A 20,721-nucleotide genomic window follows, 5' to 3' on the forward strand; every position below is an offset into this window, starting at 1 on the left:
AGAAACATGCCCCATCCCCATCTTGTCTCTATCTTCTGTCAGTCCCCGCTGTGCACCGGAATCGGTACGTTGACCTTCCCGTCCGGCGAGGTGTCGCTGACACTGGCCGGGTTTGGTGCGCCCACGCCATATGCCGCCCACTTGTCCTCGCGGCTGTTCAGGCGGTGGCTGACCCCGCCGGGGCGGTGGTGCGTGTCGCTGAATCCGGCAGGTTCAATGGAGATGCGCTCGCCCTGCATCAGGCCGTAAATGCCGCTCTGACCGGGTTCCTTGCGCTCCCAGTCGTCGGGAACCATCATGTCCGGCCCGGTGTAGTCGGTGGGTTCGGTGTACGCGGCGATGTAGCCCTCGAAGTTGCGCAGAATCAGCTTGTCGGGGCTGTGGCTCAGCACATAGTTGGGCGCAACCGGAATCTTGCCGCCGCCGCCGGGCGCGTCCACCACATAGGTGGGGATGCTGTAACCGGAGGTGTGCCCGCGCAGGCTCTCCATGATCTCCAGCCCCTTGCTGACGGTGGTCCGCAGGTGGCCCGCGCCGTGAACGAGGTCGCACTGGTAGATGTAGTAGGGCCGCACGCGAATCTTGACCAGCTCGCGCAGCAGCTTCTGCATGATCACCGGGTGATCGTTGATGCCCCGGAGGAGCACGCTCTGGTTGCCCAGCGGCACGCCCGCGCGGGTCAGGCGGTCACAGGCGTCGGCCACCTCCGGCGTGATTTCTTTCGGGTGGTTGACGTGAATGTTCATCCACAGCGGATGGTTTTCCGCCAGAACGTCGCACAGTTCCTCGGTCACCCGCATGGGCATGAACACCGGCACGCGGGTGCCGATACGGATGATCTCGATGTGCTCGATCTTGCGCAGCTCGGCCAGCAGGCGGCCCAGCACCTTGGGGGCGAGGGTCAGCGGATCGCCCCCGGACAGCAGCACGTCGCGCACCTGGGGCGTGTTGCGCAGGTAGTTCAGCTGCGCCTCGTACTCGGCGGGGTTGAAGGTCTCGGTGGGGTCACCCACGATGCGGCTGCGCGTGCAGTAACGGCAGTAGCTGGCGCACTGGGTGGTGACCAGCATCAGCACGCGGTCTGGATAACGGTGGACCAGGCCGGGGACGGGACTGTGCTTGTCCTCGGCCAGCGAGTCCTCCATCATGGACATGAACGGCTCCAGCTCGTGATGCGTGGGAATCACCTGACGGCGCACCGGGCAGGTGGGATCGTCCGCGTCCATCAGGGAAGCAAAGTACGGCGTGATGTCGAGGCGGAAGATGCCCTCGGCGCTGGCCCCGGCATGTTCGCTCTCGGTCAGGCGGATCACCTCTTCCAGTTCAGAAACCGAGTTGATGCGGTTCTTGAGCTGCCATTTCCAGTCGTACCATTTTTCGTCGGGAACGTCGGCCCACTTGGGGGCGCGGTGGCCACGGGGCAGCATCTGCTGACTGCGAACAGTCGCCTGCGGGTGGATGAGGGCGTTGGACATCTGAGGCCTCCAGGGAGAAAGAAACGTGAGTTGCTAGGTCTCCATTCTTCATGTTCTGCCCCCAGCATTGGAAGGAGCGCAGGCCGGGAGATCGGCGGGGTCAGGGGACCGTTTCTCTGGCAAATGCCATGTCTGACCTTGCATATGCCAACTGCGGTGCTAAGCTCTGGACATGCGACAGACTGGCAGCGCTCTGGACTCCCTGGATCACCGGATTTTGCAGGAACTGCAGACCGACTCGCGACTCTCGATGCGTGAGCTGGGCCGCCGGGTGGGGCTGTCGGCCCCGGCGGTGACCGAGCGCGTGCGGCGTTTAGAGGACGCGGGCGTGATCCTGGGCTACGGCGTGCGCGTCGCGAGCAAGCCGCTGGGACGCACCATCACCGCTTTTATCGGCGTGCAGGACAGCGGGCGCAACGATCCCACGCTGGTGCGCTGGGCCACCGCCCACGACGGTGTGCTGGAGTGCCACAGCGTGACCGGCGACAACTCCTGCATCCTGAAGGTGGCCGTGCCGGACGTGGGCGCGCTGGAAACCATGCTGGGGGATCTGATCGGCATGGGCTTTACCTGCGACACCTCCATCGTGCTGAGCACGCCGCTGGAAGGCAAACTGCTGCTGCCGCCGAGGTAAAGCGAGTCAAGACGGAAGCAGCGGCCAGGCAGCTGCCCGCAGTCTCCCTACCGCGTCAGCGCCGCGTATTTCTGCAACACGTCCCAGCCCTGCCCGCCGCGCATGATCTCGCGGGCCTGGGCCACGCCCTCATGGATGCTGGCCACGTGGCCCGCCGTGCGCAGCGCTGCCCCGGAATTGAGGGCCACGATGTCGCGCTGCGCCTCGGTGCCGCCGCCGGTCAGCAGGGCGCGGGTAATTCCGGCGTTCTCGGCAGGGGTGCCGCCCACCAGAGATTCGCGTGGATGCAGGGCCAGCCCCACCTCTTCCGGGTGCAGGGTGCGGTCAATGATCTCGCCGTCCCGCAGGCCGGACACCGTGTTGACGCCGCAGACGGTGAACTCGTCCAGACCATCGCCGTAAACGATGGTGGCTCCCTTGGCCCCCAGCAGCCGCAGGACCTCGGCCAGCGTGCGCGTCAGCTCCGGCTTAAAGACCCCCACCACCAGGTGGGTGGCCCCCGCCGGGTTGCTCAGCGGGCCCAGGATGTTAAACACGGTGCGGGCGGCCAGATCGGAACGGACGGGCGCGGCGTAGCGCAACGCCGGATGGTAATTGCGGGCGAACATAAAGCCCACGCCCAGCGTGTTCACAGCGTCCTCGATCACTTCGGGAGGGGCGTCCAGATTGACGCCCAGCGCCTCCAGCACGTCTGCACTGCCCGCGCGGCTGCTGGCAGCGCGGTTGCCGTGCTTGGCGACAGGCACCCCCGCTCCCGCCACCACAAACGCCGTCGTGGTGCTGATGTTGAAGGTATGCGCCCCGTCCCCCCCGGTGCCCACCACATCCAGCAGCACCTCGCGCGGGCGGACATTGACCCGCACGGCGTTCTCGCGCATGGCCTGGGCAAAGCCGGCGATCTCGCCCGGCGTCTCGCCGCGCACCCGCAACGCAGCCAGGGCCGCCGCCATCCGCACCCCGCTCATTTCCCCGGCCATCACCTCGCGCATGAAGGCCGCTGCCTCGGGCTGCGACAGAATCTCGCCGTTCATCAAGCGGGCGTGGATCATGCCTCCACCGCCCTGACCTGGGCCGCCCGGTGCCGCTCCACCTCATTCAGAAAGTTGCGGATCATTGTCTTGCCGTCCTCGGTGGCGATGCTCTCGGGGTGAAACTGCACGCCGAACACGGGGTAATCGCGGTGGCGCAGGGCCATCAGGGCGCGGTACTCGCCCCCCGGCGTCTGATCGGTGGCCCAGGCCGTCGCCAGCAGTTCCGGCGGCAGATCCTCCACGATCAGGCTGTGGTAGCGGGTCACGCTGGCCTCTCCCTCAATGCCAGCAAACAGGTGCTGGCCGTCGTGTGCCACCCGGCTGGTCTTGCCATGCACCGGAATCGGCGCACGCCTGACGGTGGCCCCGAACGCCTCGCCGATGCTCTGGTGGCCCAGACACACGCCCAGCAGCGGGTATCGCGGCGCGAACGCCCGGATCACCTCCACGCTCAGGCCCGCTTCCAGCGGCGTGCAGGGACCGGGCGACACCACGATGGCGTCTGGATTCAGTTGCTCCACGTCCTCAAGCGTGAACGCATCGTTGCGCCAGACGGTCAGTTCACAGCCCAGTTCGCCAAAGTACTGGACGAGGTTGTAGGTGAAGGAGTCGTAATTGTCGATCAGGAGGATGTGGGTCATTGATGATCTCCAGGCATGTCCATTTGAGAAAACTTTCCAGCACTCAGGTGAGGCAGCGGCTCAGCAGCGGGCATGGCTTTCATCTGGCCCTTGCCACCCGTCACAGCCCCGCCGCCGCCCGTTCCGCCGCCCGCATCAGCGCTGCCGCCTTGCTGCGCGTTTCCTCTTCCTCGGCCACTGGGTCAGAGTCGGCCACGATGCCGGCCCCGGCCTGGATGTGCAGTCTGCCATTTGCAATCACCATCGTCCGCAGGGTCAGGGCCATGTCCAGGCTGCCGTCGAAGGCGATGTAGCCAAAGCTGCCGCCGTATGGTCCACGCCGCACAGGTTCCACCTCGTCGATGATCTCCATCGCCCGGATCTTGGGTGCGCCGGACACCGTGCCCATCGGCAGGACACTGGCCAGGGCGTGCAGCGGCGTCTGTCCCCCGCGCAGCCGGCCCCGCACGCCGCTGACGATATGCATCACGTGGCTGTAGCGCTCGATGGTAAAGGCGTCCTCCACCGTCACGCTGCCGTACTCGGCCACCCGGCCAATGTCGTTGCGGCCCAGATCCACCAGCATCAGGTGTTCGGCGCGTTCCTTCTCGTCCAAGAGGAGTTCGGCGGCCAGCGCGTTGTCCTCGGCGGGCGTCTTGCCGCGCGGGCGGGTGCCGGCGATCGGGCGGGTCACGATGCCCACGCCGTCGCTGCGCAGCAGGCTCTCGGGGCTGCTGGCCACCAGCGTCACCTCGCCCAGATTCAGAAAACCCAGATACGGGCTGGGGTTGATGCCGCGCAACGCCCGGTACAGCGCGAAGGGATGGACGGTCAGGTCCGCTGAGAAGCGCTGGGAGGGCACCACCTGAAAGACGTCCCCGGCGTGGACATACCCGATGCAACGGCGCACGGCGGCCTGATAGCCCTCGGGCGTGAAGTTGCTGGAAAAGGTCATCGGCTCGGCCCGCTCGCGCCCCGGCACGTCCGGCAATGAACCGCGCAGATCAGCTTCCAGTGCCTGCACGATGCGCTCGGCCTCGGCCTGGCTCCCGGAGATGGCCACCGCGTACAGCTTGTGCCGCAGGTGGTCAAAAATAACGAGGCCCTCGGGGACAATGAACAGCGCGTCGGGGACCTCCAACTCGTCGGGGTTGTCGTCGGGCAACTCCTCGTAGACGCGGATAATGTCGTAGGCGGCGTAGCCCACCGCGCCGCCGAAAAAGGGTGGGAGGCCGTTGAACTTCTCGGCAGGCAATGCGACGGGCCGCAGGACACGGCTGTACAGCACGTCCAGCGGATCATCCGTTTGCAGTGTCTCATCGCCCAGGACACCGCTCAGGGTGGCTTGCCTTCCGCGCAGCGTGAAGCGTCCCACCTCGCCCACGCCGATGAACGAGTAGCGGGCCTGACGTTCGCCGCCCTCCACGCTTTCCAGCAGAAAACTCAATTTCTTCGCGCCGTCGGTGACTTTCAGGTAGGCGCTGACCGGCGTGTCCAGGTCGGCGTTCAGCTCCTGCACGGCCACGGCGCTGACGGGTCTGGCAGACAGGGATGGATCGGTGGCGGTCTGGGTCATGGGTCTCCTGTTCAGGGGTGGGGCCAAAAAAAGCGCCCGGCGGTCTGGAAACCACCTGGGCGCGTCGGACACGGCAAAAAAAAGCAGCAGCGCGTTAGACCCAGGTGAAACTGGGCCACCACCACGCGCGGCTGACGGTCATTCCAGAAGCATAGCGCGGCCAGGGCGTCGGGGGGAAGACAGCGTGACTGCGTGCCCAGCGGCCCGCCCCAGGGACGCCCGCCCCCTCGCTTTTTTCCCGGAGCCGCTAGACTCGCCGCATGTCCCTACCCGCTGGTTCCCCGACGCTGACGCTGGCGTTTCTGGCGGGGCTGATCTCGTTTCTCAGCCCCTGCGTGCTGCCGCTGGTGCCCAGTTACCTGGGCGTGATCGGCGGGGCGCGGGCACCTCTGGGGCGGGCGCTGGGCTTTATTGCGGGCTTCGGCCTGGTGTTCATCGCGCTGGGGGCCACCGCCAGCAGCCTGGGCGCCCTGATCGCGCCGCACAAGTACCTGCTGGGGCAGATCGCGGCTGTCCTGATCATCTTCTTTGGTCTGGTGATGCTGGGCGTGATCCGCCTGCCCATCCTGATGCGCGACACCCGCGCCCTGGCCGACGCCGGGGGCTACGGACCGGTGGCGCTGGGCGCGGCCTTTGCCTTCGGCTGGAGCCCCTGCCTGGGTCCGGCGCTGGGCAGCATCCTGGGGCTGGCGGCCAGCAGCGCCAGCCTGGGCACCGGCGTGGCGCTGCTGGCCGCGTACACGCTGGGACTGGCCGTGCCGTTCCTGCTGGCCGCGCTGCTGTGGAACCGGCTGAACCTGCGCCGCCTGAACCGCTACGCCGGCATCTTTGAGCGGGTGGGCGGCGGCATCCTGGTGCTGGTGGGCGTGCTGATGCTGACCGGGCAGTTCACCCGGCTGGCCACGTTCTTCTACGAGGTGACGCCCGCGTGGCTGAGGGTCTAACTGGGTCGCCCGCCCTGCAACTGCGCGACCTGTGGCTGAGGCTGGGCCGCGAGGTCATCCTGCGCGGCGTGACTCTGGACGTGCTGGCCGGTGAGGGGATCACGCTTCTGGGCGAGAACGGGGCCGGCAAGACCACGCTGCTGCGCCTGCTGGCCTCCGGGCTGCGGCCCACGCGCGGCGAGGGGCGGGTGATGGGTTTTGACCTGCGCGACTCGCGGGCGGTGCGCGACCACATTCACCTGATGCCGGTGGACGCGGGCCTGTATCCGGACCTGAGCTGCGCCGAGAATCTGGAATTCGCCCTGAAGATGCACGGCCAGACCGGAGACGTGGCGGCGGCGCTGCGGCGCGTGACCCTGGAAACCGCTGCCAGCCGCCGCGTCCGCTTTCTCTCGGCGGGAATGCGCAAGCGGCTGGCGCTGGCCCGCGCCCACCTGCTGGCCCGCCCGGTCACGCTGGTGGACGAACCCTTCGCCAACCTGGATACGGCAGGCCGGGGGCTGGTTCTGGAGCTGCTGGGCGAACTGCGCGCCGGGGGCGTCACGCTGATCGTCGCCGCCCACGAGCCGGAACTGGCCCGGCAGGTCGCCCCACGGGCGCTGCGGCTGGCGGCTGGGATCTTGCATGAGGCGTAGCGCGGAAGGCCACGCGGACAGATGAGCACCATCTTCCACCTTGCCGCCAAGGACCTGCGCGTCGCCGGCCGCACGCGGGACACGCTGCTGGCCACCGCCTTTTTCGCCGGGCTGGTGCTGCTGGTGCTGGGGCTGGCGCTGGGCGGCAACGTGGGGCGCACGCTGTCGCAGACGGCGGGGGTGGCCTCGGGGGCGGTGTGGACCGCCCTGGCCCTGGCCGCCGCCGTGGGCGCGCAGCGCGCCTTCGCGCAGGAGCAGGAGGCCGGGGCACTGGAACAGCTCACGCTGTATCCGGGACCGCATGGGGCGCTGTACCTGGGCAAACTGCTGGGCGTGCTGGGGCCACTGCTGCTGGTGGCGGCCTTCACACTTCCGGCCGGGCTGCTGCTGTTTGGCGCGGCGGGCGCGGACTGTGCGCCGGGCCGCGAATGCGTGCCGACGCCCTGGTCGCTGCTGGCCCTGGTCACGGGACTGGGGGTGCTGGGTTTCGCGGCAGGCACCACCTTCTACGGCTCCATCACCGTCAGCCTGCGCGCCCGCGAGGCGCTGCTGCCCGCGCTGGCCTTCCCGATTCTGGTGCCGGTGGTGATCGCCACCGTGCGGGCCACCTCGGGCCTGCTCGAAGGCCTGCCGCTGGCGGAGGTGTGGCCGTGGATCATCTTCCTGACTGCCTTTGACGTGGGCACGATCATCCTGGCGACGTTGCTGTTTCCGTACGCCGTCGAAGGCTGACGCCCCGCATCACCCACCCCGAGGGGAAGCCCACGCCGCCGCCCAGCGTTTGACACGCGGCCCTATTCTGTTAATATAAGAATATGAAGCGTTTATTACGTAACGAGGCCGATCCGTACCCGGCCAGCGGACGCGGATACGCTCACGTCTGCCCCGACTGCAGCCTGTCCATGACCCTGCACGACCTGCGCGACGGCGATCAGGGGTACTGGTGCCACGCCTGCGGCAAGGGCCACCGCGCGGGCGACCCGCCGCTCACGGCGCTGCGGCCGCTGCCGCAGGCGGGATAACGCCGGGGGTCAGGGCGCTATGCTGGGCCGCATGACGGACCCCTCCCCCTCTCAGGACCGCGGCGCCGGGACCCCCTACCGCGAGGTGCTGGCCGGGCAGGTGATTGCCGTGACCGGGGCCGACGCGGGCTACGGCAAGATGATCAGCACTGCCCTGGCGCGGCTCGGGGCCAGCGTGGTATTGATCGGCAACAACAGCGAGACGCTCTCGGCGCAGGCCAGCGCCCTGGAGCATTCCGGCGGACACTCCATTCCCATCAAGGCCGACGTGAGCGTGCCGCTGGACTGGCTGAGCGCCCAGAGCCGCATCCTGGAAATCTTCGGGGCGCTGCACGGCATCGTTCATCTGGCCGACAAGCGCACGCACGCCAGTTTCACCATGCTCAGCGAGAACGAGTGGATGGAGCTGTTCAACAGCAACGTCAAGAGCAGCGTGGCCATCGCGCAGATTCTGGGCCGCCGCCTGCCCGGCACCTGGCTGACCATCATCGGTCCCCACGGCGACGAGCCGGGCTTGCAGGCCCACCCGCAGCGCGGCGCGATTCGCGGCCTGGTGGAGGCGGCGGCGCGTGAGGACCTGCGCCTGAACATGCTGTTGCCCTCGCGCGCCAGTTGCGGCGACGAGGCGCTGGACCGCCCGCTGGCCGACGCCGTGCTGGCCCTGGCCACGCCCAGATTGAGCCACCTGCGCGGCAACGTGATGGACGTGCCGCTGCCGCCCGCCCCCAAGGTCCGCCTGCCTGAAGTCACCAGCGTGCTGAACGCGCTGTGACGGGCCGCCCCGCATGAAATGCCCCTACTGCTCGGCCCCCGATTCCAAGGTGGTCAATTCGCGCCCCAGCGACGACGGGGCCAGCATCCGCCGCCGCCGCGAGTGCCTGAACTGCGCCCGGCGGTTTACCACCTACGAACGCGCCCAGCTTGAACCGCTGATGGTGGTCAAGCGCAGCGGCCCGCGCGAGGCCTTCAATCCCGACAAGCTGCTGCGCGGCCTGGCGCTGGCCACCGAGAAACGCCCGGTCGAGCCCGAGGCCCTGCGCGCCTTCGCCTACGGCTTCGAGGACGAGGTGGGGGCCGCCGAGATCGCCAGCGAGGAGATCGGCAAGCGGGCCATGACCTTCCTGCGCCCGCTGGACGATGTGGCCTACATCCGCTTTGCCAGCGTCTACCGCGACTTCGACAGCCTGGAACGCTTTATCGAGGAGATCCGGGGACTCAAGGACCGGGACGAGCAATAAAAAATCCGCCCTCTCGGACGGTGATGGAAACAATATAGCGTGGGATGCAGCGCGTGTCAAATTGATACATCGACCTAGAATTTCCGCGCTGGGGCAGTGTTTTTGTAGGGCTCTCAATCCCCCGACTGCATATTCGTCCGGTAGAGGGCATTCAATTCGGGAACGTCGCGGACATTTGCAAAGCCGAGTGAGCGGTAAAACGCCGCCTGTTCAGGGCCGTCGCTGGTCAGAAGAACCATCTGGCGGACATGAACGTAGCGCTCAAGCATGGCGTTCATCGGTGCGCGGCCCACGCCATGCGTTGCCAGCGGGGATTGATCAGGAGGGTCTGAACCCACAAAATGCTGATGTCATCGGTCAAGCCGCGCACCAGACCGATCAACTCACCGTTCTCGTCGCGCGCAGTCCACACGAACGAGGATTGCTGAACGGCGCGGGCCAGCGCCTCCGGGTCACCGGCGTAGGCCGTCCAGCCCACCGAGCTGTAGAGGCGCAACAGTTCGTCCATTTCAGGTATTTCGCCGGAAGTCAGGTGGGAGGTCACGTCCGTCATCCCGAGAGCTGGCGCTGAACTGCGCCAGCTGGCCCACAACAATAAAAGCCCCCGCACGTGGCGGGGGCAACAGCGAACGAGAGCGTCAGCGGCGGCGCAGCCAGCCCTGTATCGTGCCGACCACTCCGGCGCGGAAGAACAGCACCACGGCCACAAAGACGATGCCGGTCACGATGCCCACAGGCAGGCTGGAAGTGGTCAGCTGATCCCGGAGCAGCAGCACCAGCCCCGCCCCCACCGCCGGGCCGAACAGCGTGGTGGTCCCGCCCAGCAGGGTCATCATCACGACCTCGCCGCTGGTGGTCCACTTGGTCACGTCCAGGCTGACCACGCCGTGGCCGAAGGTGTACATGCTGCCGGCCAGCCCGGCCAGCCCGGCGCTGATCAGGAAGGCGGTGAACTTGAAGCGCACCGGGTTGTAGCCGATGCTCTGGGCGCGCTGCTCGTTGTCGCGCACCGCCTGCTGCGCCTGCCCGAAGGGACTGCGAACCGTGCGGTAGGCAATGTAGAACCCCAGCGCGAACACCGCCAGACAGAAGTAGTAGCGCGTGACGCTGTCGCTGAAGTCCAGTCCGAACAGGCTGGGGCGCTCGAAGCCCTGGAGGCCGTTCTCGCCGCCTGTCACGTCGGTCCACTGCAACGCCACGAAGTAGACCATCTGCGCGAAGGCCAGCGTGATCATGCTGAAGTAGATGCCCGCGCTGCGGACGCTGAGGTACGCGATGGGCACAGCCAGCACCAGCGCACTGAGGGTGCCGCCCAGCATGGCCACCGGCACGCTTTGACCGTTGGACAGCAGATAGGCGGTGACATAGGCGCTGCTGCCCCAGAAAGCGGCGTGGCCGAAAGACAGCAGGCCGGAGAAGCCGAACAGCAGGTCGAACGCCACGGCGAACAGCCCCCAGGCCAGGATGTCCAGCGCCAGCACCGGATAGATCAGCCGGGGCAGGATCAGCAGCAGCAGGCCCAGTCCGATCATCCACGCGGCGCGGATGGTGCGCTCGCGGTCGTTGCGGGCGGCGGTACGGGGAAGGGCGGTCACCGCGTTCCCTCCGGCAACCCGAACAACCCGCTGGGGCGCACCAGCAGCACAAAGGCCATCAGGATAAAGACCAGCGTGTTGGCAATCGGCGGGTAGATGGCCGCGCCGACCGCCGCCAGCACGCCTACCGCGAAGCCGGTCACGATGCTGCCCAGGATGCTGCCCAGCCCGCCGATAACGACCACCGCAAAGGTGGTGATGATCAGCTCCGCGCCCATGTACGGCTCCACCGAGTAGATCGGCGCGGCCAGCACGCCGGCCAGCCCGGCCAGCCCCACGCCCACGCCGAAGACGCCCGTGACCCACTTGCTCACGTCGATGCCGAAGGCCCGCGTGACGCCTGGATTCTCGGTGCTGGCGCGGATAATCGCGCCCACCCGCGTCTTCTCGATCACGAACCACGTCACCAGACAGATCACCAGCGTCAGCGCGATCACGAACAGGCGGTACTTGGGAAAGACCACGAAGCCCAGATTGACCACGCCGGTCAGGATGTCCGGCGTGGTGTACGGCGCACTGGACACCGCGAACTGCGACAGCATCACCTGTTTCACCAGATCCTGGGTCAGCAGCGTCAGACCGAAGGTCAGGAGAAGGTTGTAACTGGGTTCCAGGCCATACAGCCGCGAGAGCAGCGTGCGCTCCAGCACCATGCCCAGCGCCCCCACGATCAGCGGGGCCAGGATCAGTGCGGGCCAGAAGCCCAGCCCGAAGGCCTGGCCCAGCGCAAAGGCGGCAAAGGCACCCAGCATGTACAGCGCCCCGTGCATGAAGTTGACGATCCGCAGCATCCCGAAGATCACCGCCAGGCCCAGACTCAGCAGAGCGTAGAACGCCCCGTTGACCAGCCCGTTGAACACTTGAATCAGCAGCAGTTGTGTATTCATCTGTTGTCCATGACGTTAAAAGGGGTGGGGGCCGGGGACGCCCGGTTTAAGCGTCCCGGCCCCCAAATCCCCCTATCCGTTCCTCAGAACTTGCACTTGCTTTCGGCCAGCGGCGTGAAGGCCCTGGCGGACGGAATGGTGGCCACCTTGGTAAAGATGTCGCCGGCTTCCTTGGCCTGCGCCTTGGGCTTGACCTGCACGGTGTACACGTCCAGCGTCACGCGGTGGTCCTGCGGGCGGATGTACGCGCTGCGGGCAAAGAAGTCGCTGAAGCGGTGGCCTTCCAGGGCCTTGACCACGGCGTCGCCATTGTCGCTCTTGGCACGCGCCACAGCCTGCAAGTAGGTGGTGGTGGCGCTGTAGACCCCGGCCTGCGCCCAGGTGGGCTTCTTGCCGAAGGACTTTTCAAACTTGGCCGCCCAGTCACGGCTGCGCTGATCGAGGTTCCAGTACCACGGCACAGTGGCCAGCGCGCCTGCGAAGGCGTCCTGTCCCAGCGCAGCCACATCGGTCTCGAACAGCAGCCCGATCCCCAGGCCAATGCCCTGCTTCTTCAGGCCGAACTCGTTGTACTGCTTGACCACGTTGACCAGATCGTTGCCGGCCTGCATGGTTCCGAAGATCTTGGGTTTAAGGCTCTGGGCCTTCAGCAGGTACGAGGAGAAGTCGGTGTTGGGGAACGGGGTGGCGTCGCTGGCGGTCACCATCTTGCCGCCGTTCTCCTTGATGGCGGCCGTCATCTGACGATCCAGATCCTGCCCAAAGGCGTAGTTGGGGTAGATCACGTACCAGCTGTCGCCGCCGCGCTTGGTCACGGCACTGCCCGTGCCGTTGGCGAGCATGTAGTTGTCGTAGGCGTAGTGGAAGGTGTACTTGCTGCACTTCTCGTTGGTCAGCGCGGTGGTGCCGCCAGTAACCACCATCACCGGAATCTTCTTGTTCTTGGCGATCTCGGAAGCCGCCAATGCAGCGGAACTCGTGGGCAGATCCATCAGGACGTCGACATTCTGGCGGTCAATCATCTCGGCCGCCTTGTTGCTGGCAACGTCGGCCTTGTTCTGGTGGTCCACGCCGACCACCTGCACCTTGCCCTTGTATGCGGCATTGGCAGCCATAAAGTCATCCGCGGCCATCTGCGCGGCCCGGACGCTGCCGGGGCCGGACAGCTCCGAGTACACGCCCGAAAGGTCGGTGAGCACGCCCACCTTGATGACGTTATCGCTGAGCTTGGCGCCCTGCGCCAGGGCGGCGGTCACGGAGAACAGGGCGGCGGTGGCGAGGATGGCGGTCAGTCTGGTTTTTTTCATGTTGGAATCCTCCGAAGGGGAATAGAAGTCGGGTTAGACGCTCAGGTAGCGCAGCAGGTCGTCGCGCCGGGCCAGGGCGTCGGGGCGGGAAATCTCCTCGACGATCTCGCCGTCCACGAAGACGTAGTGGCGGTCGGCCAGGCGGGTGGCGAATTTCAGGTTCTGTTCCACCAGCAGCACCGACAGGCCCTCGGCACGCAGTTCCTGGATGATGTCGCCGATGCGCTGCACGATCACCGGGGCCAGGCCCTCGCTGGGCTCGTCCAGCAGCAGCAGCCGGGGGGCGCTGCGCAGAACGCGCACGATCGCCAGCATCTGCTGCTCGCCGCCCGAGAGTTTGCTGCCGGGGTGATGGCCACGCTCGCGCAGCACCGGAAACGCCTCGTAGGCGCGCTCGGTGGTCCAGCCGCCGGGACGGGCCGGCGGCAGTTCCAGGTTCTCGCGCACGGTCAGGGTGCTCATGATGGCGCGTTCTTCCGGCACCCAGGCCAGTCCGCGTGCGGCCACCCGGTTGCTGGGCAGGCGCAGGATGTCCTGGCCGTCAAAGGTGACGCTGCCCGTGCGCGAGCGCAGCGCTCCCATGATGCTGCGCAGGGTGGTGGTCTTGCCGGCCCCGTTGCGCCCGATCAGGCTGACGATCTCGCCCGGCTGGACATGCAGGTTGACGCCGTGCAGGACGTGGCTCTGGCCGTAGTAGGCGTTCAGGTCCCGCACCTGAAGCAGGGGCGGAGGGCTGGAGGGTGGGGCGGCGTTGAGCACGGAGGGATGTGGCGCGGTCATTCGTCCGCCTCGTCGCCCAGGTACGCCTCGATCACGCGGGGATCCTGACGCACCTCGTCGTAGCTGCCGCTGGCCAGCAGCGCGCCGTACTGCAACACCGTGATGCGGTCCGCCAGCTCGGCCACCACGCTCATGTTGTGTTCCACCAGCACCACCGTGCGCCCGCGCGCCACCTGCCGGACCAGGGCCTTGACGCGGGCAATGCCTTCCGAGCCCATGCCGGAGGTGGGTTCGTCCAGCAGCAGCACGCGCGGGTCCTGGGTCAGCGAGATGCCGATTTCCAGCTGCCGCTTCTCGCCGTGGCTCAGGTCTGCGGCCAGCCGCGCGTGCGAGTCGGCCAGTCCCACGTCCGAGAGAATCGCGTCGGCCTGTGGCCCCAGCGTTTCCAGCCGTGAGATCGGCGTCCAGAACTGGCCCGGCAGGCGGCTGCGGGATTGCAGCGCCACCAGCAGGTTTTCCCGCACGGTCATGGTGGGAAACACGCTGCTGATCTGAAACGAGCGCGACAGCCCCCGCCGCACGATCCGGTGGGGGGGCAGGGTGTCGATGCGCTCGCCGAACAGGCGCACCTCACCGGACGTGGGTTTCAGAAAACCCGACAGCAGGTTGAAAAGGGTGGTCTTGCCTGCCCCGTTGGGGCCGATGATGGCGTGAATCTCGCCCTCGTGAATGTCGAGGCTGACGTCGTTGGTGGCGCGGAAGCCCCGGAAATCCTTGACCAGATTCCGGGCCTCAAGGGCCACGCTCGGCCCGTGGCCCACGCTTTTCATGGCCTGCGACAGGGTCTGCGCCGTCACGAGTAACGTCTGGATGCAAAGTCGAGCATCGTCCTCCTTAGTACTGTGCTGATTGTGGTACGCCGCAGAGTGTAGCGCCCCGGCGTCACACCGGCGTTACACCGCCGGGCCTGGACCGACAAGCGCCTGCACGCGGACGCCTGCTCAGGCCGGGCCGGGCCCAGCCTGGTCATCAGGTCTGGGAATCACGGGCGTCTCGTTGCCGGCGACGCGGCCCCGCACGCCCTCCAGCAGCGCGGCGATCCGCACAAAGTCGGCCTTCAGGTCGCCTGTCGGCTGCACGTACCCCACGATGCCAATGCGTTTGCGCGGCCAGTCCAGCGCGGTCACGGCAATCGGCACGTCCGCCTCCAGGGCCATGTAGTAAAAGCCGGTCTTCCAGTAGCCCGCCTGCCCCCGGCTGCCCTCCGGCGCGACAAGCAGCACGATCTCCTGTTCGCGTTCGATCACCGAGACCGCGGCGTCCACGAAATTGCCCCCGGCGCGGCGGCGGTCCAGGGCAATGCCGCCCACCGCCCGCATAAAGATCCCATGCGGAAAGCCGAACAGCTCACGCTTGCCCACCCAGTGCAGCGGAATGCGGGTGGCCCACTTCCAGAACAGTCCCGGCCAGAAATCCAGATTGCTGGTGTGCGGCGCAGCGGCGGTGACGAACTTGACCCCGCCCATCGGCGGCGGCTCCAGCACGGGCGTCCAGCCCGCCAGCCGCAGAAGAAGGAGCGACACGCGCGAACCCAGCGTGTGCGGGCGGCTCTGCCACGTTACAGACACCGGGCGAGTATAGACGCGGCGTCTGCCGGAAGTCTGTCGCGTGGTGCAGCGGGGTGGCCCGGGCTGGCACGGCGCGGCTCCCCGGGGTGACGGTCAGCCGCGCCGGTTCCTGACGCGCACCCGCACCGTCTGGCGCTCCGGTTCCCTTTGCAGGGAGGCAAGCAGCAGCGAGAAAACGATGGCCAGTCCGGCGATGACGGATTCCATACCGCAGTGTGACGAGTGACCTCTGACAGTTGAATTACGGGCGTGCTGCCCGCTCTAGCCCCACCGCATTCAGCCCCGCCGCCGTCAGCGCCGCCCCGAATTGCTCCGCCGTCACGGGCAGCACGCTCAGGCGCGCACCCTTGCGGGTCAGGGGCGAAGTCTCCCACTCGGGCAGGGCGCGGATGGTGTCCAGCGTCAGCACTTCGGGAAAGGCCTGGACGGCTTCCACTTCCACCATGCTCCAGCGCGGCTGCTGCGGGTCAGAAATGGGGTCAAAGTACGCGCTGGCCGGGTCAAATTGCAGATCATCCGTGTGCGCGGCCCGCGTGATCCGCGCCACGCCCGCAATGCCCGGCGCCTTGCTGCGCGAGTGGTAGAAGAGGCAGAGGTCGCCCACCATCATCTGCCGCAGAAAATTACGCGCCTGGTAGTTGCGGACGCCGTTCCAGGGTTCGCGGCCCACGCGTTCCAGATCGGGGTAGCCAAAGACGTCGGGTTCGGATTTGAGGAGCCAGTGGGACATGGGGGTCAGGGTAAGGCCGGAAGGGGTGGCAGGTCCCGCGTGTCGCCGTCAATTACACTCCAGGCATGAACGGCACGTTGTCCTGGAGTCTCAGGCACCCATGATTCTGGGCATCGATATGGGCGCGAGTAGCAGCAAGTGGGCGCTGTTCTCCGGCGGGGAACCCACGGCCAGAGGCGTTTACGCACCCCTGTCCGGCCACCTGTACACGCCGGAGGCCCGTGGGCGCATGACTGAGGGGCTGGCCGGCATTCGCGCCGCCATGCCCACGCCGCCCTCGGCGGTGGTGGTGGGCGTCACCGGGCTACAGAGGGACCTCGCGCCGTTGATCGAGGCCATGCTGTCGGACACCTTCGGGTTGCCCGTGGCCGCACTGCACGTCACCGACGACATGCATCTGGCCCATGCCGCGCACTTCCCGGGGGGTGGGGGCACCCTGGTGTATGCCGGAACCGGCAGCATGGCCTACCACCGCACGGCGGCGGGCAAGGTGCTGCGGGCCGGTGGCCACGGCTTTCTGATCGACGACGCGGGCGGGGCGTTCTGGCAGGGCCGGCAGGGCCTCAAGGCGGCGCTGCGCGGCCTGGACGAGGGACAGGCTGAAAGCCGGCTGGCCGCCGGCCTGTTCGGGGCCATCGGTTCCCGGCACTGGCCGGACATCCGCGCCCACGTGTACGGCGAGGGCCGCGCCGCGCTGGCTCGGCTGGCCCCCGCTGTGTACGCGGCGGCGGTGGACGGCGACCCGGAGGCCCAGGAGATTCAACGCCGCGCCGGGGCTGAGCTTGCGCGGCTGGGTCGGGCGGTGCTGAACCGCAGCGGCAGCCACGAGGTCGCGCTGTGCGGCGGCAGCTTCAATCCGCTGGTGCGGGCCGCGTTTGTGGCGCAGATCGGGGACACGCTGACGGTGCTGCCGGGGGCCGAGCCGTTGCTGGGCGCCCTGGCCCTGGCGCCCGGCCCACCCGAATCCAGAAACGTCTGAGTCCTGGCCTGTCTGAGCCCCCGCCCGCCCGCCGCTGAGCCACTGCCGGGGAAGGACACCGGAGGTTGCGTGGCTTTGCCTACCTTGCCCGTATGCGGGGCGCCCTAGACTGCGTGCGTGCGCGCTTCGCCCTGGCTTCCCGTCCTGCTGATTCTGGCGCTGGGCGCTTATCTGCTGCCTAACTGGCAGCCGAAATTCGAGCTGGTGCCCCGACAGCCGCAGGTGTCGGCCACCCTGCCCAACACGCTGCCCAAGGACACCCAGGCGCTGTTCGAGAAGGTCCGCCCCGCCACCGTGCGCGTCGAGAGCCTGGACCCCCGCACGCGCGAGGCGGGCATCGGCACCGGCTTTTTCATCAGCGAGACCGGGCAGGTGCTGACCGCCTACCACGTCGTGAGTCTGGGCACGCTGTTTCAGGTCAGCACGCTGTCGGGGCAGTCGTACCGCGCCAGGGTGACGGCCTTTGACGCGCGGGCCGACGTGGCGCTGCTGGAAGTGCAGGGACGCGGCCCCTTCCCCTTTCTGCCTCTGGCCAGCCGCGCCCCGCGTGTGGGCGAGACGGTGCTGGCGGTGGGCAACAGCGGCGGCGACTTCCTGCAACCCCGGCGTGGCCGCCTGCTGCGGCTGGACGCGGCGGCGGCCCGCGCCGATTTCCCGCAGGGCACGCTGGAGATGAACGCCCCGCTGGCCCCCGGCGACAGCGGCGGCCCGATCATCGACGGGCTGGGCAACGCGATTGGCGTGGTCAGCTACATCAGCGTGGACAGCAGCGGCATCACCCGGCGCAGCTACGCGGTGCCGGTGGTGGACGGCGACAACCTGATCACGGCGCTGCGGACCGGCGAGAAACGCGATACCCCGGTGGTGGGCATCGAACTGGACAGTTTTCACAGCGGCCTGACTGACCCGGCAGGCGGCGTGATCGCGCGGGTGGTAGGCGGCAGTCCCGCCGCCCGCGCCGGACTGCAGGGCGGCGAGTACGACGCGGGCGGCAACCTGCTGAAGCTGGGCGACACCATTACCACCGTGGACGGGCGGCGCACCCGTGACGCCAACGAGGTCATCCTCGCGCTGCGGGGCGGCGAGGTCGGCGACACCGTGACGGTGGGCTACCTGCGCGGCAACCAGCCCAGGGAAACCCGCATCACGCTGGTGGCGCGGGCCACCCTCCCCAGCCCGCGCGAATAAACCGCAGCCCTCTCTGAAGGCAGACGCTCTAAAGGGGGCCTTAGCCCGCGCCTACCCACACTTCATTCCCACACCCTAGCCTGAGAGGATGTCTAGAGCCTTCGTGAAGGAAGAGGCGGGCGCGCCCTGGACGCCACCCTCCACCCCCCGCGCCTACCGCATCGTCTGGACCGGTGACGCGGTTCCCGGCGGCCCCCAGCAGCCGGAAGTCATGCGCGAGACCGACGATCTGCTGGACGCCCTGCGCTGGCTGTCTGACCGCCCTCGTCCCGGCTTCGAGCTGCGCGACGCGGACGGCGAACTGCTGGCCACCAACGCGGCCTGAACCTGCCAGGCCTTCAGCGTCAGCTGCCTACCACACCCCTTCCAGCGTGATCCGCGCCGTGCCGGCCAGGCTTTGCCCCGGCGACAGCACCCGCATGTCCACACCGGCCACGCCCTGCGCCGCCAGATTGAAGGCGTCGGTGGCGTGTGAAACCGGTTCCAGCGCCAGGCTGCCGTCGGGCGCGGTGAAGACCACCAGGTGTGAGTAAGGGTTGTCGGCGGTCTGGACCAGCGCCCGTGGTGGCCTGCCGCCCGCTGCCCAGTCCAGCCGGACAATTCCGTCCCAGGCGGTGAAGGTCCGGTCAATCTGCCGTGTCCCGATATGGGCCGGCGTTCGGTAATCCTCCTGCGGACGGACCTCCCGGGCGCCGCCCACTGTGAGGCTGCGGCTGTCGGTGTCGTAGGTCAGCGGGGCATCAAAGGCCAGCGCCGGGTCGATGCCGTCCTGCAGGCGCTGGAAGTAGGGGTGCAGGCCCATGCCAGCGGGCATGTCGCGGGTGTCGGCGTTGGTCAGCGTCACGGTGGTGTCCAGGTGGGGACCGTGCAGACGGTATTCCACCTGGGCGGTAAAGGCCCAGGGCCAGTTGATGTCGGCGTGGTCCCGGCTGTCGAAGGTGCACACCAGATGGCTGTCCGAGGCCCGCGTGACCGTCCACGGGCGGTTGCGGACGTCGCCGTGCTGGGCCAGCCCTGCCCCGGTGTTGGGCTGCAACTGCACGTCGTGACCCTCAAAGGCAAAGCACGCGTCCCGGATGCGGTTGGAGTAGGGCAGCAGCACGAAGCTGGCGCACTGGCTGCTGGTCTGCACGGTGGTCGGGTTCACCGCACGCAGCACCGGACGGCCCGACGCGGCACGCAGGTTCAGGATGCTGGCCCCCAGGTCCGGCAGCACCTCCAGCGTCATTGCGGCGCTGGACACCGTCTCGGTGCGCCAGCTCACGCCTTACCGCGCCCGCGCATCACCTCGTGAATCAGGATGCCCGCCGCTACCGAGGCGTTGAGGCTGTCCACCTGCCCACGCGTGGGAATGCCCACCAGCACATCGCATTTCTCGCGCACCAGCCGGCGCAGGCCCTCGCCCTCCGCGCCCACCACCAGCGCCACGCGCCCGCTGAAGTCGGTCTTGGTCACGTCCTGCGCCGATTCACCGGCCGCGCCGTACACCCACACCCGGTCCTCCTTGAGGGCGTCGATCAGCCGGGGCAGGTTCTTGGTCTGCGCCACCGGCAGGTAACTGGTGGCGCCCGCCGCCGTCTTGGCCACCACCGGCGACAGCGGCGCGCTGCGGCGCTCCTCCACCACCACCCCGTGCGCGCCCAGCACCTCGGCGCTGCGGATGATGGCCCCAAAGTTGCGCGGATCGGTGATGCCGTCCAGCAGCACGATCAGCAGTTCCTCGCCCCTAGCCTCGGCGCGGTCCAGAATGTCGTCCACACTGGCCCAGGCCAGGTCCTCAACTTCAGCCATCACGCCCTGGTGGGCGGTGGTGCCGGCCAGCTGATCCAGCTCGATGCGCGGGGCAAAGCGCAGCCTGACGCCGCTCTCTCCCAGCGCGGCCTTCAGCTCGGCCACGAAACTCTCCTCGACGCCGCGCGCCACCAGCACCTCGCCCACCCGCCCATCCTTCAGGGCTTCCAGCACCGGATTCCTTCCATACAGCAACATGGGCGCAGTCTAAGGCAAGCCGGCCCCCGGCCAGCACAAGGCCCTCCACCGGGGGAGGGCCGGTGGGCGCTGGGCGGGGATTACTCCTGCGCCGGGTTCACGAAGGCGGCGCTGTCGTAGTAGGTGCGGAAGGCCCCCACCTTGCCGTCCATGATCTCGATGATGCTCACGCCCCGGTACTCGATGTCGCCGCCGTTCTTGAGCTTGCCCGTGGCGTTCCATTCCATCACGCCCTGGCCGCCGCTCTCGTGGTGGTGGGTGAATTCGCTGTGGATGGTCTCGAAATCGCTCAGGTAGCGCTCCCAGAACTCCTGCGCGCCCTCGGTCCCTGTCCAGGTCTTGCTGGTCAGGTTGTTCAGGGTGACGTCCCCGGCGTGCAGCGCCACCAGTTCGGACGGATCGCCGCTGGATTCGGCGTTTTGCAGGGCGGTCATGAACTGTTCAGTGGTGGTCATGCTTCACCAGACCATCCGGCCTGTCTGCAGAGGGTGTGACCCCTTACCTTCAAAAAGTTTGGTGAAGC

26 protein-coding genes are annotated in these 20,721 nt (G+C 67.7%); 10 read left to right on the top strand and 16 right to left on the bottom strand.

The genetic code is table 11. The features are described 5' to 3' along the window. Window positions 1–38: 38 nt before the first annotated feature. Window positions 39–1,475: a KamA family radical SAM protein gene (locus IEY31_RS14525; RefSeq protein ID WP_188973233.1), complete on the bottom strand. Its 1,437-nt coding sequence runs from the start codon at window positions 1,473–1,475 to the stop codon at window positions 39–41. 172 nt (window positions 1,476–1,647) lie between these two features. Between IEY31_RS14525 and IEY31_RS14530 the strand changes: the two genes are divergently transcribed. Continuing rightward, window positions 1,648–2,109: an Lrp/AsnC family transcriptional regulator gene (locus tag IEY31_RS14530; protein ID WP_188973235.1), complete on the top strand. Its 462-nt coding sequence runs from the start codon at window positions 1,648–1,650 to the stop codon at window positions 2,107–2,109. Between the two features lie 47 nt (window positions 2,110–2,156). Here IEY31_RS14530 and trpD read toward each other — a convergent pair whose 3' ends face one another. From trpD to trpE, 3 genes are all read right to left on the bottom strand, one after another. After that, window positions 2,157–3,158 (bottom strand): anthranilate phosphoribosyltransferase, encoded by a 1,002-nt coding sequence (gene trpD, locus IEY31_RS14535; protein WP_188973237.1) that lies wholly within the window; start codon window positions 3,156–3,158, stop codon window positions 2,157–2,159. Next, window positions 3,155–3,781: an anthranilate synthase component II gene (locus IEY31_RS14540; protein WP_188973239.1), complete on the bottom strand. Its 627-nt coding sequence runs from the start codon at window positions 3,779–3,781 to the stop codon at window positions 3,155–3,157. Before IEY31_RS14540 ends, trpD begins: the two co-directional genes overlap by 4 nt. A 100-nt stretch (window positions 3,782–3,881) precedes the next feature. Beyond that, on the bottom strand, window positions 3,882–5,336 hold the full coding sequence (trpE, locus tag IEY31_RS14545) for an anthranilate synthase component I (RefSeq protein WP_188973241.1): 1,455 nt from the start codon (window positions 5,334–5,336) through the stop codon (window positions 3,882–3,884). 260 nt (window positions 5,337–5,596) lie between these two features. Here trpE and IEY31_RS14550 point away from each other — a divergent pair, with 260 nt between their 5' ends. From IEY31_RS14550 to nrdR, 6 genes are all read left to right on the top strand, one after another. Next, entirely contained in the window at window positions 5,597–6,280 is a 684-nt protein-coding gene (locus IEY31_RS14550; protein ID WP_188973243.1) for a cytochrome c biogenesis CcdA family protein, read from the top strand. Further along, window positions 6,265–6,915, top strand: a complete 651-nt coding sequence (locus IEY31_RS14555) for an ABC transporter ATP-binding protein (RefSeq protein WP_188973245.1) — start codon at window positions 6,265–6,267, stop codon at window positions 6,913–6,915. Before IEY31_RS14550 ends, IEY31_RS14555 begins: the two co-directional genes overlap by 16 nt. A 21-nt stretch (window positions 6,916–6,936) precedes the next feature. After that, window positions 6,937–7,647 (top strand): heme exporter protein CcmB, encoded by a 711-nt coding sequence (locus tag IEY31_RS14560; protein WP_188973247.1) that lies wholly within the window; start codon window positions 6,937–6,939, stop codon window positions 7,645–7,647. A gap of 83 nt (window positions 7,648–7,730) precedes the next feature. Continuing rightward, window positions 7,731–7,937 (top strand): hypothetical protein, encoded by a 207-nt coding sequence (locus IEY31_RS14565; RefSeq protein ID WP_188973249.1) that lies wholly within the window; start codon window positions 7,731–7,733, stop codon window positions 7,935–7,937. Window positions 7,938–7,968: 31 nt separating this feature from the next. Next, window positions 7,969–8,709, top strand: a complete 741-nt coding sequence (locus IEY31_RS14570; protein WP_188973251.1) for an SDR family NAD(P)-dependent oxidoreductase — start codon at window positions 7,969–7,971, stop codon at window positions 8,707–8,709. 13 nt (window positions 8,710–8,722) lie between these two features. Beyond that, complete coding sequence (gene nrdR / locus IEY31_RS14575) at window positions 8,723–9,175, top strand: transcriptional regulator NrdR (RefSeq protein ID WP_188973253.1); 453 nt, start codon at window positions 8,723–8,725, stop codon at window positions 9,173–9,175. 113 nt (window positions 9,176–9,288) lie between these two features. Here nrdR and IEY31_RS18765 read toward each other — a convergent pair whose 3' ends face one another. The 9 genes from IEY31_RS18765 to IEY31_RS14615 all read right to left on the bottom strand — a co-directional run bounded on the left by IEY31_RS18765 (window position 9,289) and on the right by IEY31_RS14615 (window position 16,042). After that, window positions 9,289–9,453: a hypothetical protein gene (locus IEY31_RS18765; RefSeq protein ID WP_229723647.1), complete on the bottom strand. Its 165-nt coding sequence runs from the start codon at window positions 9,451–9,453 to the stop codon at window positions 9,289–9,291. Continuing rightward, a complete protein-coding gene (locus tag IEY31_RS18770; protein WP_229723649.1) occupies window positions 9,450–9,719 on the bottom strand; it encodes a hypothetical protein in 270 nt (89 codons plus the stop codon). The genes IEY31_RS18765 and IEY31_RS18770 overlap by 4 nt, the downstream gene beginning before the upstream one ends. Before the next feature lie 94 nt (window positions 9,720–9,813). After that, window positions 9,814–10,770, bottom strand: a complete 957-nt coding sequence (locus tag IEY31_RS14585) for a branched-chain amino acid ABC transporter permease (RefSeq protein ID WP_188973255.1) — start codon at window positions 10,768–10,770, stop codon at window positions 9,814–9,816. Then, window positions 10,767–11,657: a branched-chain amino acid ABC transporter permease gene (locus tag IEY31_RS14590; protein WP_188973257.1), complete on the bottom strand. Its 891-nt coding sequence runs from the start codon at window positions 11,655–11,657 to the stop codon at window positions 10,767–10,769. Before IEY31_RS14590 ends, IEY31_RS14585 begins: the two co-directional genes overlap by 4 nt. 83 nt (window positions 11,658–11,740) lie before the next feature. After that, window positions 11,741–12,964, bottom strand: coding sequence for an ABC transporter substrate-binding protein (locus tag IEY31_RS14595; RefSeq protein WP_188973259.1), 1,224 nt, complete (start codon window positions 12,962–12,964; stop codon window positions 11,741–11,743). 33 nt (window positions 12,965–12,997) lie between these two features. Then, complete coding sequence (locus IEY31_RS14600; protein WP_188973261.1) at window positions 12,998–13,744, bottom strand: ABC transporter ATP-binding protein; 747 nt, start codon at window positions 13,742–13,744, stop codon at window positions 12,998–13,000. Then, window positions 13,741–14,514, bottom strand: coding sequence for an ABC transporter ATP-binding protein (locus IEY31_RS14605; protein WP_188973322.1), 774 nt, complete (start codon window positions 14,512–14,514; stop codon window positions 13,741–13,743). The genes IEY31_RS14600 and IEY31_RS14605 overlap by 4 nt, the downstream gene beginning before the upstream one ends. A 171-nt stretch (window positions 14,515–14,685) precedes the next feature. Then, window positions 14,686–15,312, bottom strand: a complete 627-nt coding sequence (locus IEY31_RS14610) for a 1-acyl-sn-glycerol-3-phosphate acyltransferase (protein ID WP_188973264.1) — start codon at window positions 15,310–15,312, stop codon at window positions 14,686–14,688. Between the two features lie 241 nt (window positions 15,313–15,553). Beyond that, a complete protein-coding gene (locus IEY31_RS14615) occupies window positions 15,554–16,042 on the bottom strand; it encodes an EVE domain-containing protein (RefSeq protein ID WP_188973266.1) in 489 nt (162 codons plus the stop codon). 100 nt (window positions 16,043–16,142) lie between these two features. Here IEY31_RS14615 and IEY31_RS14620 point away from each other — a divergent pair, with 100 nt between their 5' ends. From IEY31_RS14620 to IEY31_RS14630, 3 genes are all read left to right on the top strand, one after another. Then, on the top strand, window positions 16,143–17,021 hold the full coding sequence (locus IEY31_RS14620; RefSeq protein WP_188973268.1) for an N-acetylglucosamine kinase: 879 nt from the start codon (window positions 16,143–16,145) through the stop codon (window positions 17,019–17,021). A gap of 117 nt (window positions 17,022–17,138) precedes the next feature. Then, window positions 17,139–18,209 (top strand): S1C family serine protease, encoded by a 1,071-nt coding sequence (locus IEY31_RS14625; protein ID WP_188973270.1) that lies wholly within the window; start codon window positions 17,139–17,141, stop codon window positions 18,207–18,209. 88 nt (window positions 18,210–18,297) lie between these two features. After that, entirely contained in the window at window positions 18,298–18,534 is a 237-nt protein-coding gene (locus IEY31_RS14630; RefSeq protein WP_188973272.1) for a hypothetical protein, read from the top strand. 27 nt (window positions 18,535–18,561) lie between these two features. Here the strand turns inward: IEY31_RS14630 and IEY31_RS14635 are convergent, their stop codons facing one another. The 3 genes from IEY31_RS14635 to IEY31_RS14645 all read right to left on the bottom strand — a co-directional run bounded on the left by IEY31_RS14635 (window position 18,562) and on the right by IEY31_RS14645 (window position 20,653). Beyond that, window positions 18,562–19,473, bottom strand: a complete 912-nt coding sequence (locus IEY31_RS14635) for an aldose 1-epimerase (RefSeq protein ID WP_229723653.1) — start codon at window positions 19,471–19,473, stop codon at window positions 18,562–18,564. Continuing rightward, window positions 19,470–20,198: a 23S rRNA (guanosine(2251)-2'-O)-methyltransferase RlmB gene (gene rlmB / locus IEY31_RS14640; RefSeq protein ID WP_188973274.1), complete on the bottom strand. Its 729-nt coding sequence runs from the start codon at window positions 20,196–20,198 to the stop codon at window positions 19,470–19,472. The genes IEY31_RS14635 and rlmB overlap by 4 nt, the downstream gene beginning before the upstream one ends. Window positions 20,199–20,278: 80 nt before the next feature. Beyond that, a complete protein-coding gene (locus IEY31_RS14645) occupies window positions 20,279–20,653 on the bottom strand; it encodes a nuclear transport factor 2 family protein (RefSeq protein ID WP_188973276.1) in 375 nt (124 codons plus the stop codon). Window positions 20,654–20,721 lie beyond the last annotated feature (68 nt).

Origin of the sequence: Deinococcus aerolatus, assembly GCF_014647055.1 — a bacterium.
GTDB lineage: Bacteria > Deinococcota > Deinococci > Deinococcales > Deinococcaceae > Deinococcus > Deinococcus aerolatus.

Excerpts from the sequence above, each read along its gene's own strand:
- IEY31_RS14540 (WP_188973239.1), bottom strand. The coding sequence starts at position 3,781 with ATGACCCACATCCTCCTGATCGACAATTACGACTCCTTCACCTACAAC.
- trpD (WP_188973237.1), bottom strand. The coding sequence starts at position 3,158 with ATGATCCACGCCCGCTTGATGAACGGCGAGATTCTGTCGCAGCCCGAG.
- IEY31_RS14550 (WP_188973243.1), top strand. The coding sequence starts at position 5,597 with ATGTCCCTACCCGCTGGTTCCCCGACGCTGACGCTGGCGTTTCTGGCG.
- IEY31_RS18765 (WP_229723647.1), bottom strand. The coding sequence starts at position 9,453 with ATGAACGCCATGCTTGAGCGCTACGTTCATGTCCGCCAGATGGTTCTT.
- nrdR (WP_188973253.1), top strand. The coding sequence starts at position 8,723 with ATGAAATGCCCCTACTGCTCGGCCCCCGATTCCAAGGTGGTCAATTCG.
- trpE (WP_188973241.1), bottom strand. The coding sequence starts at position 5,336 with ATGACCCAGACCGCCACCGATCCATCCCTGTCTGCCAGACCCGTCAGC.
- IEY31_RS14530 (WP_188973235.1), top strand. The coding sequence starts at position 1,648 with ATGCGACAGACTGGCAGCGCTCTGGACTCCCTGGATCACCGGATTTTG.
- IEY31_RS14620 (WP_188973268.1), top strand. The coding sequence starts at position 16,143 with ATGATTCTGGGCATCGATATGGGCGCGAGTAGCAGCAAGTGGGCGCTG.
- IEY31_RS14615 (WP_188973266.1), bottom strand. The coding sequence starts at position 16,042 with ATGTCCCACTGGCTCCTCAAATCCGAACCCGACGTCTTTGGCTACCCC.
- IEY31_RS14645 (WP_188973276.1), bottom strand. The coding sequence starts at position 20,653 with ATGACCACCACTGAACAGTTCATGACCGCCCTGCAAAACGCCGAATCC.
- IEY31_RS14605 (WP_188973322.1), bottom strand. The coding sequence starts at position 14,514 with ATGAAAAGCGTGGGCCACGGGCCGAGCGTGGCCCTTGAGGCCCGGAAT.
- IEY31_RS14595 (WP_188973259.1), bottom strand. The coding sequence starts at position 12,964 with ATGAAAAAAACCAGACTGACCGCCATCCTCGCCACCGCCGCCCTGTTC.
- IEY31_RS14600 (WP_188973261.1), bottom strand. The coding sequence starts at position 13,744 with ATGACCGCGCCACATCCCTCCGTGCTCAACGCCGCCCCACCCTCCAGC.
- rlmB (WP_188973274.1), bottom strand. The coding sequence starts at position 20,198 with ATGTTGCTGTATGGAAGGAATCCGGTGCTGGAAGCCCTGAAGGATGGG.
- IEY31_RS14590 (WP_188973257.1), bottom strand. The coding sequence starts at position 11,657 with ATGAATACACAACTGCTGCTGATTCAAGTGTTCAACGGGCTGGTCAAC.
- IEY31_RS14570 (WP_188973251.1), top strand. The coding sequence starts at position 7,969 with ATGACGGACCCCTCCCCCTCTCAGGACCGCGGCGCCGGGACCCCCTAC.
- IEY31_RS14565 (WP_188973249.1), top strand. The coding sequence starts at position 7,731 with ATGAAGCGTTTATTACGTAACGAGGCCGATCCGTACCCGGCCAGCGGA.
- IEY31_RS14630 (WP_188973272.1), top strand. The coding sequence starts at position 18,298 with ATGTCTAGAGCCTTCGTGAAGGAAGAGGCGGGCGCGCCCTGGACGCCA.
- IEY31_RS14560 (WP_188973247.1), top strand. The coding sequence starts at position 6,937 with ATGAGCACCATCTTCCACCTTGCCGCCAAGGACCTGCGCGTCGCCGGC.
- IEY31_RS14525 (WP_188973233.1), bottom strand. The coding sequence starts at position 1,475 with ATGTCCAACGCCCTCATCCACCCGCAGGCGACTGTTCGCAGTCAGCAG.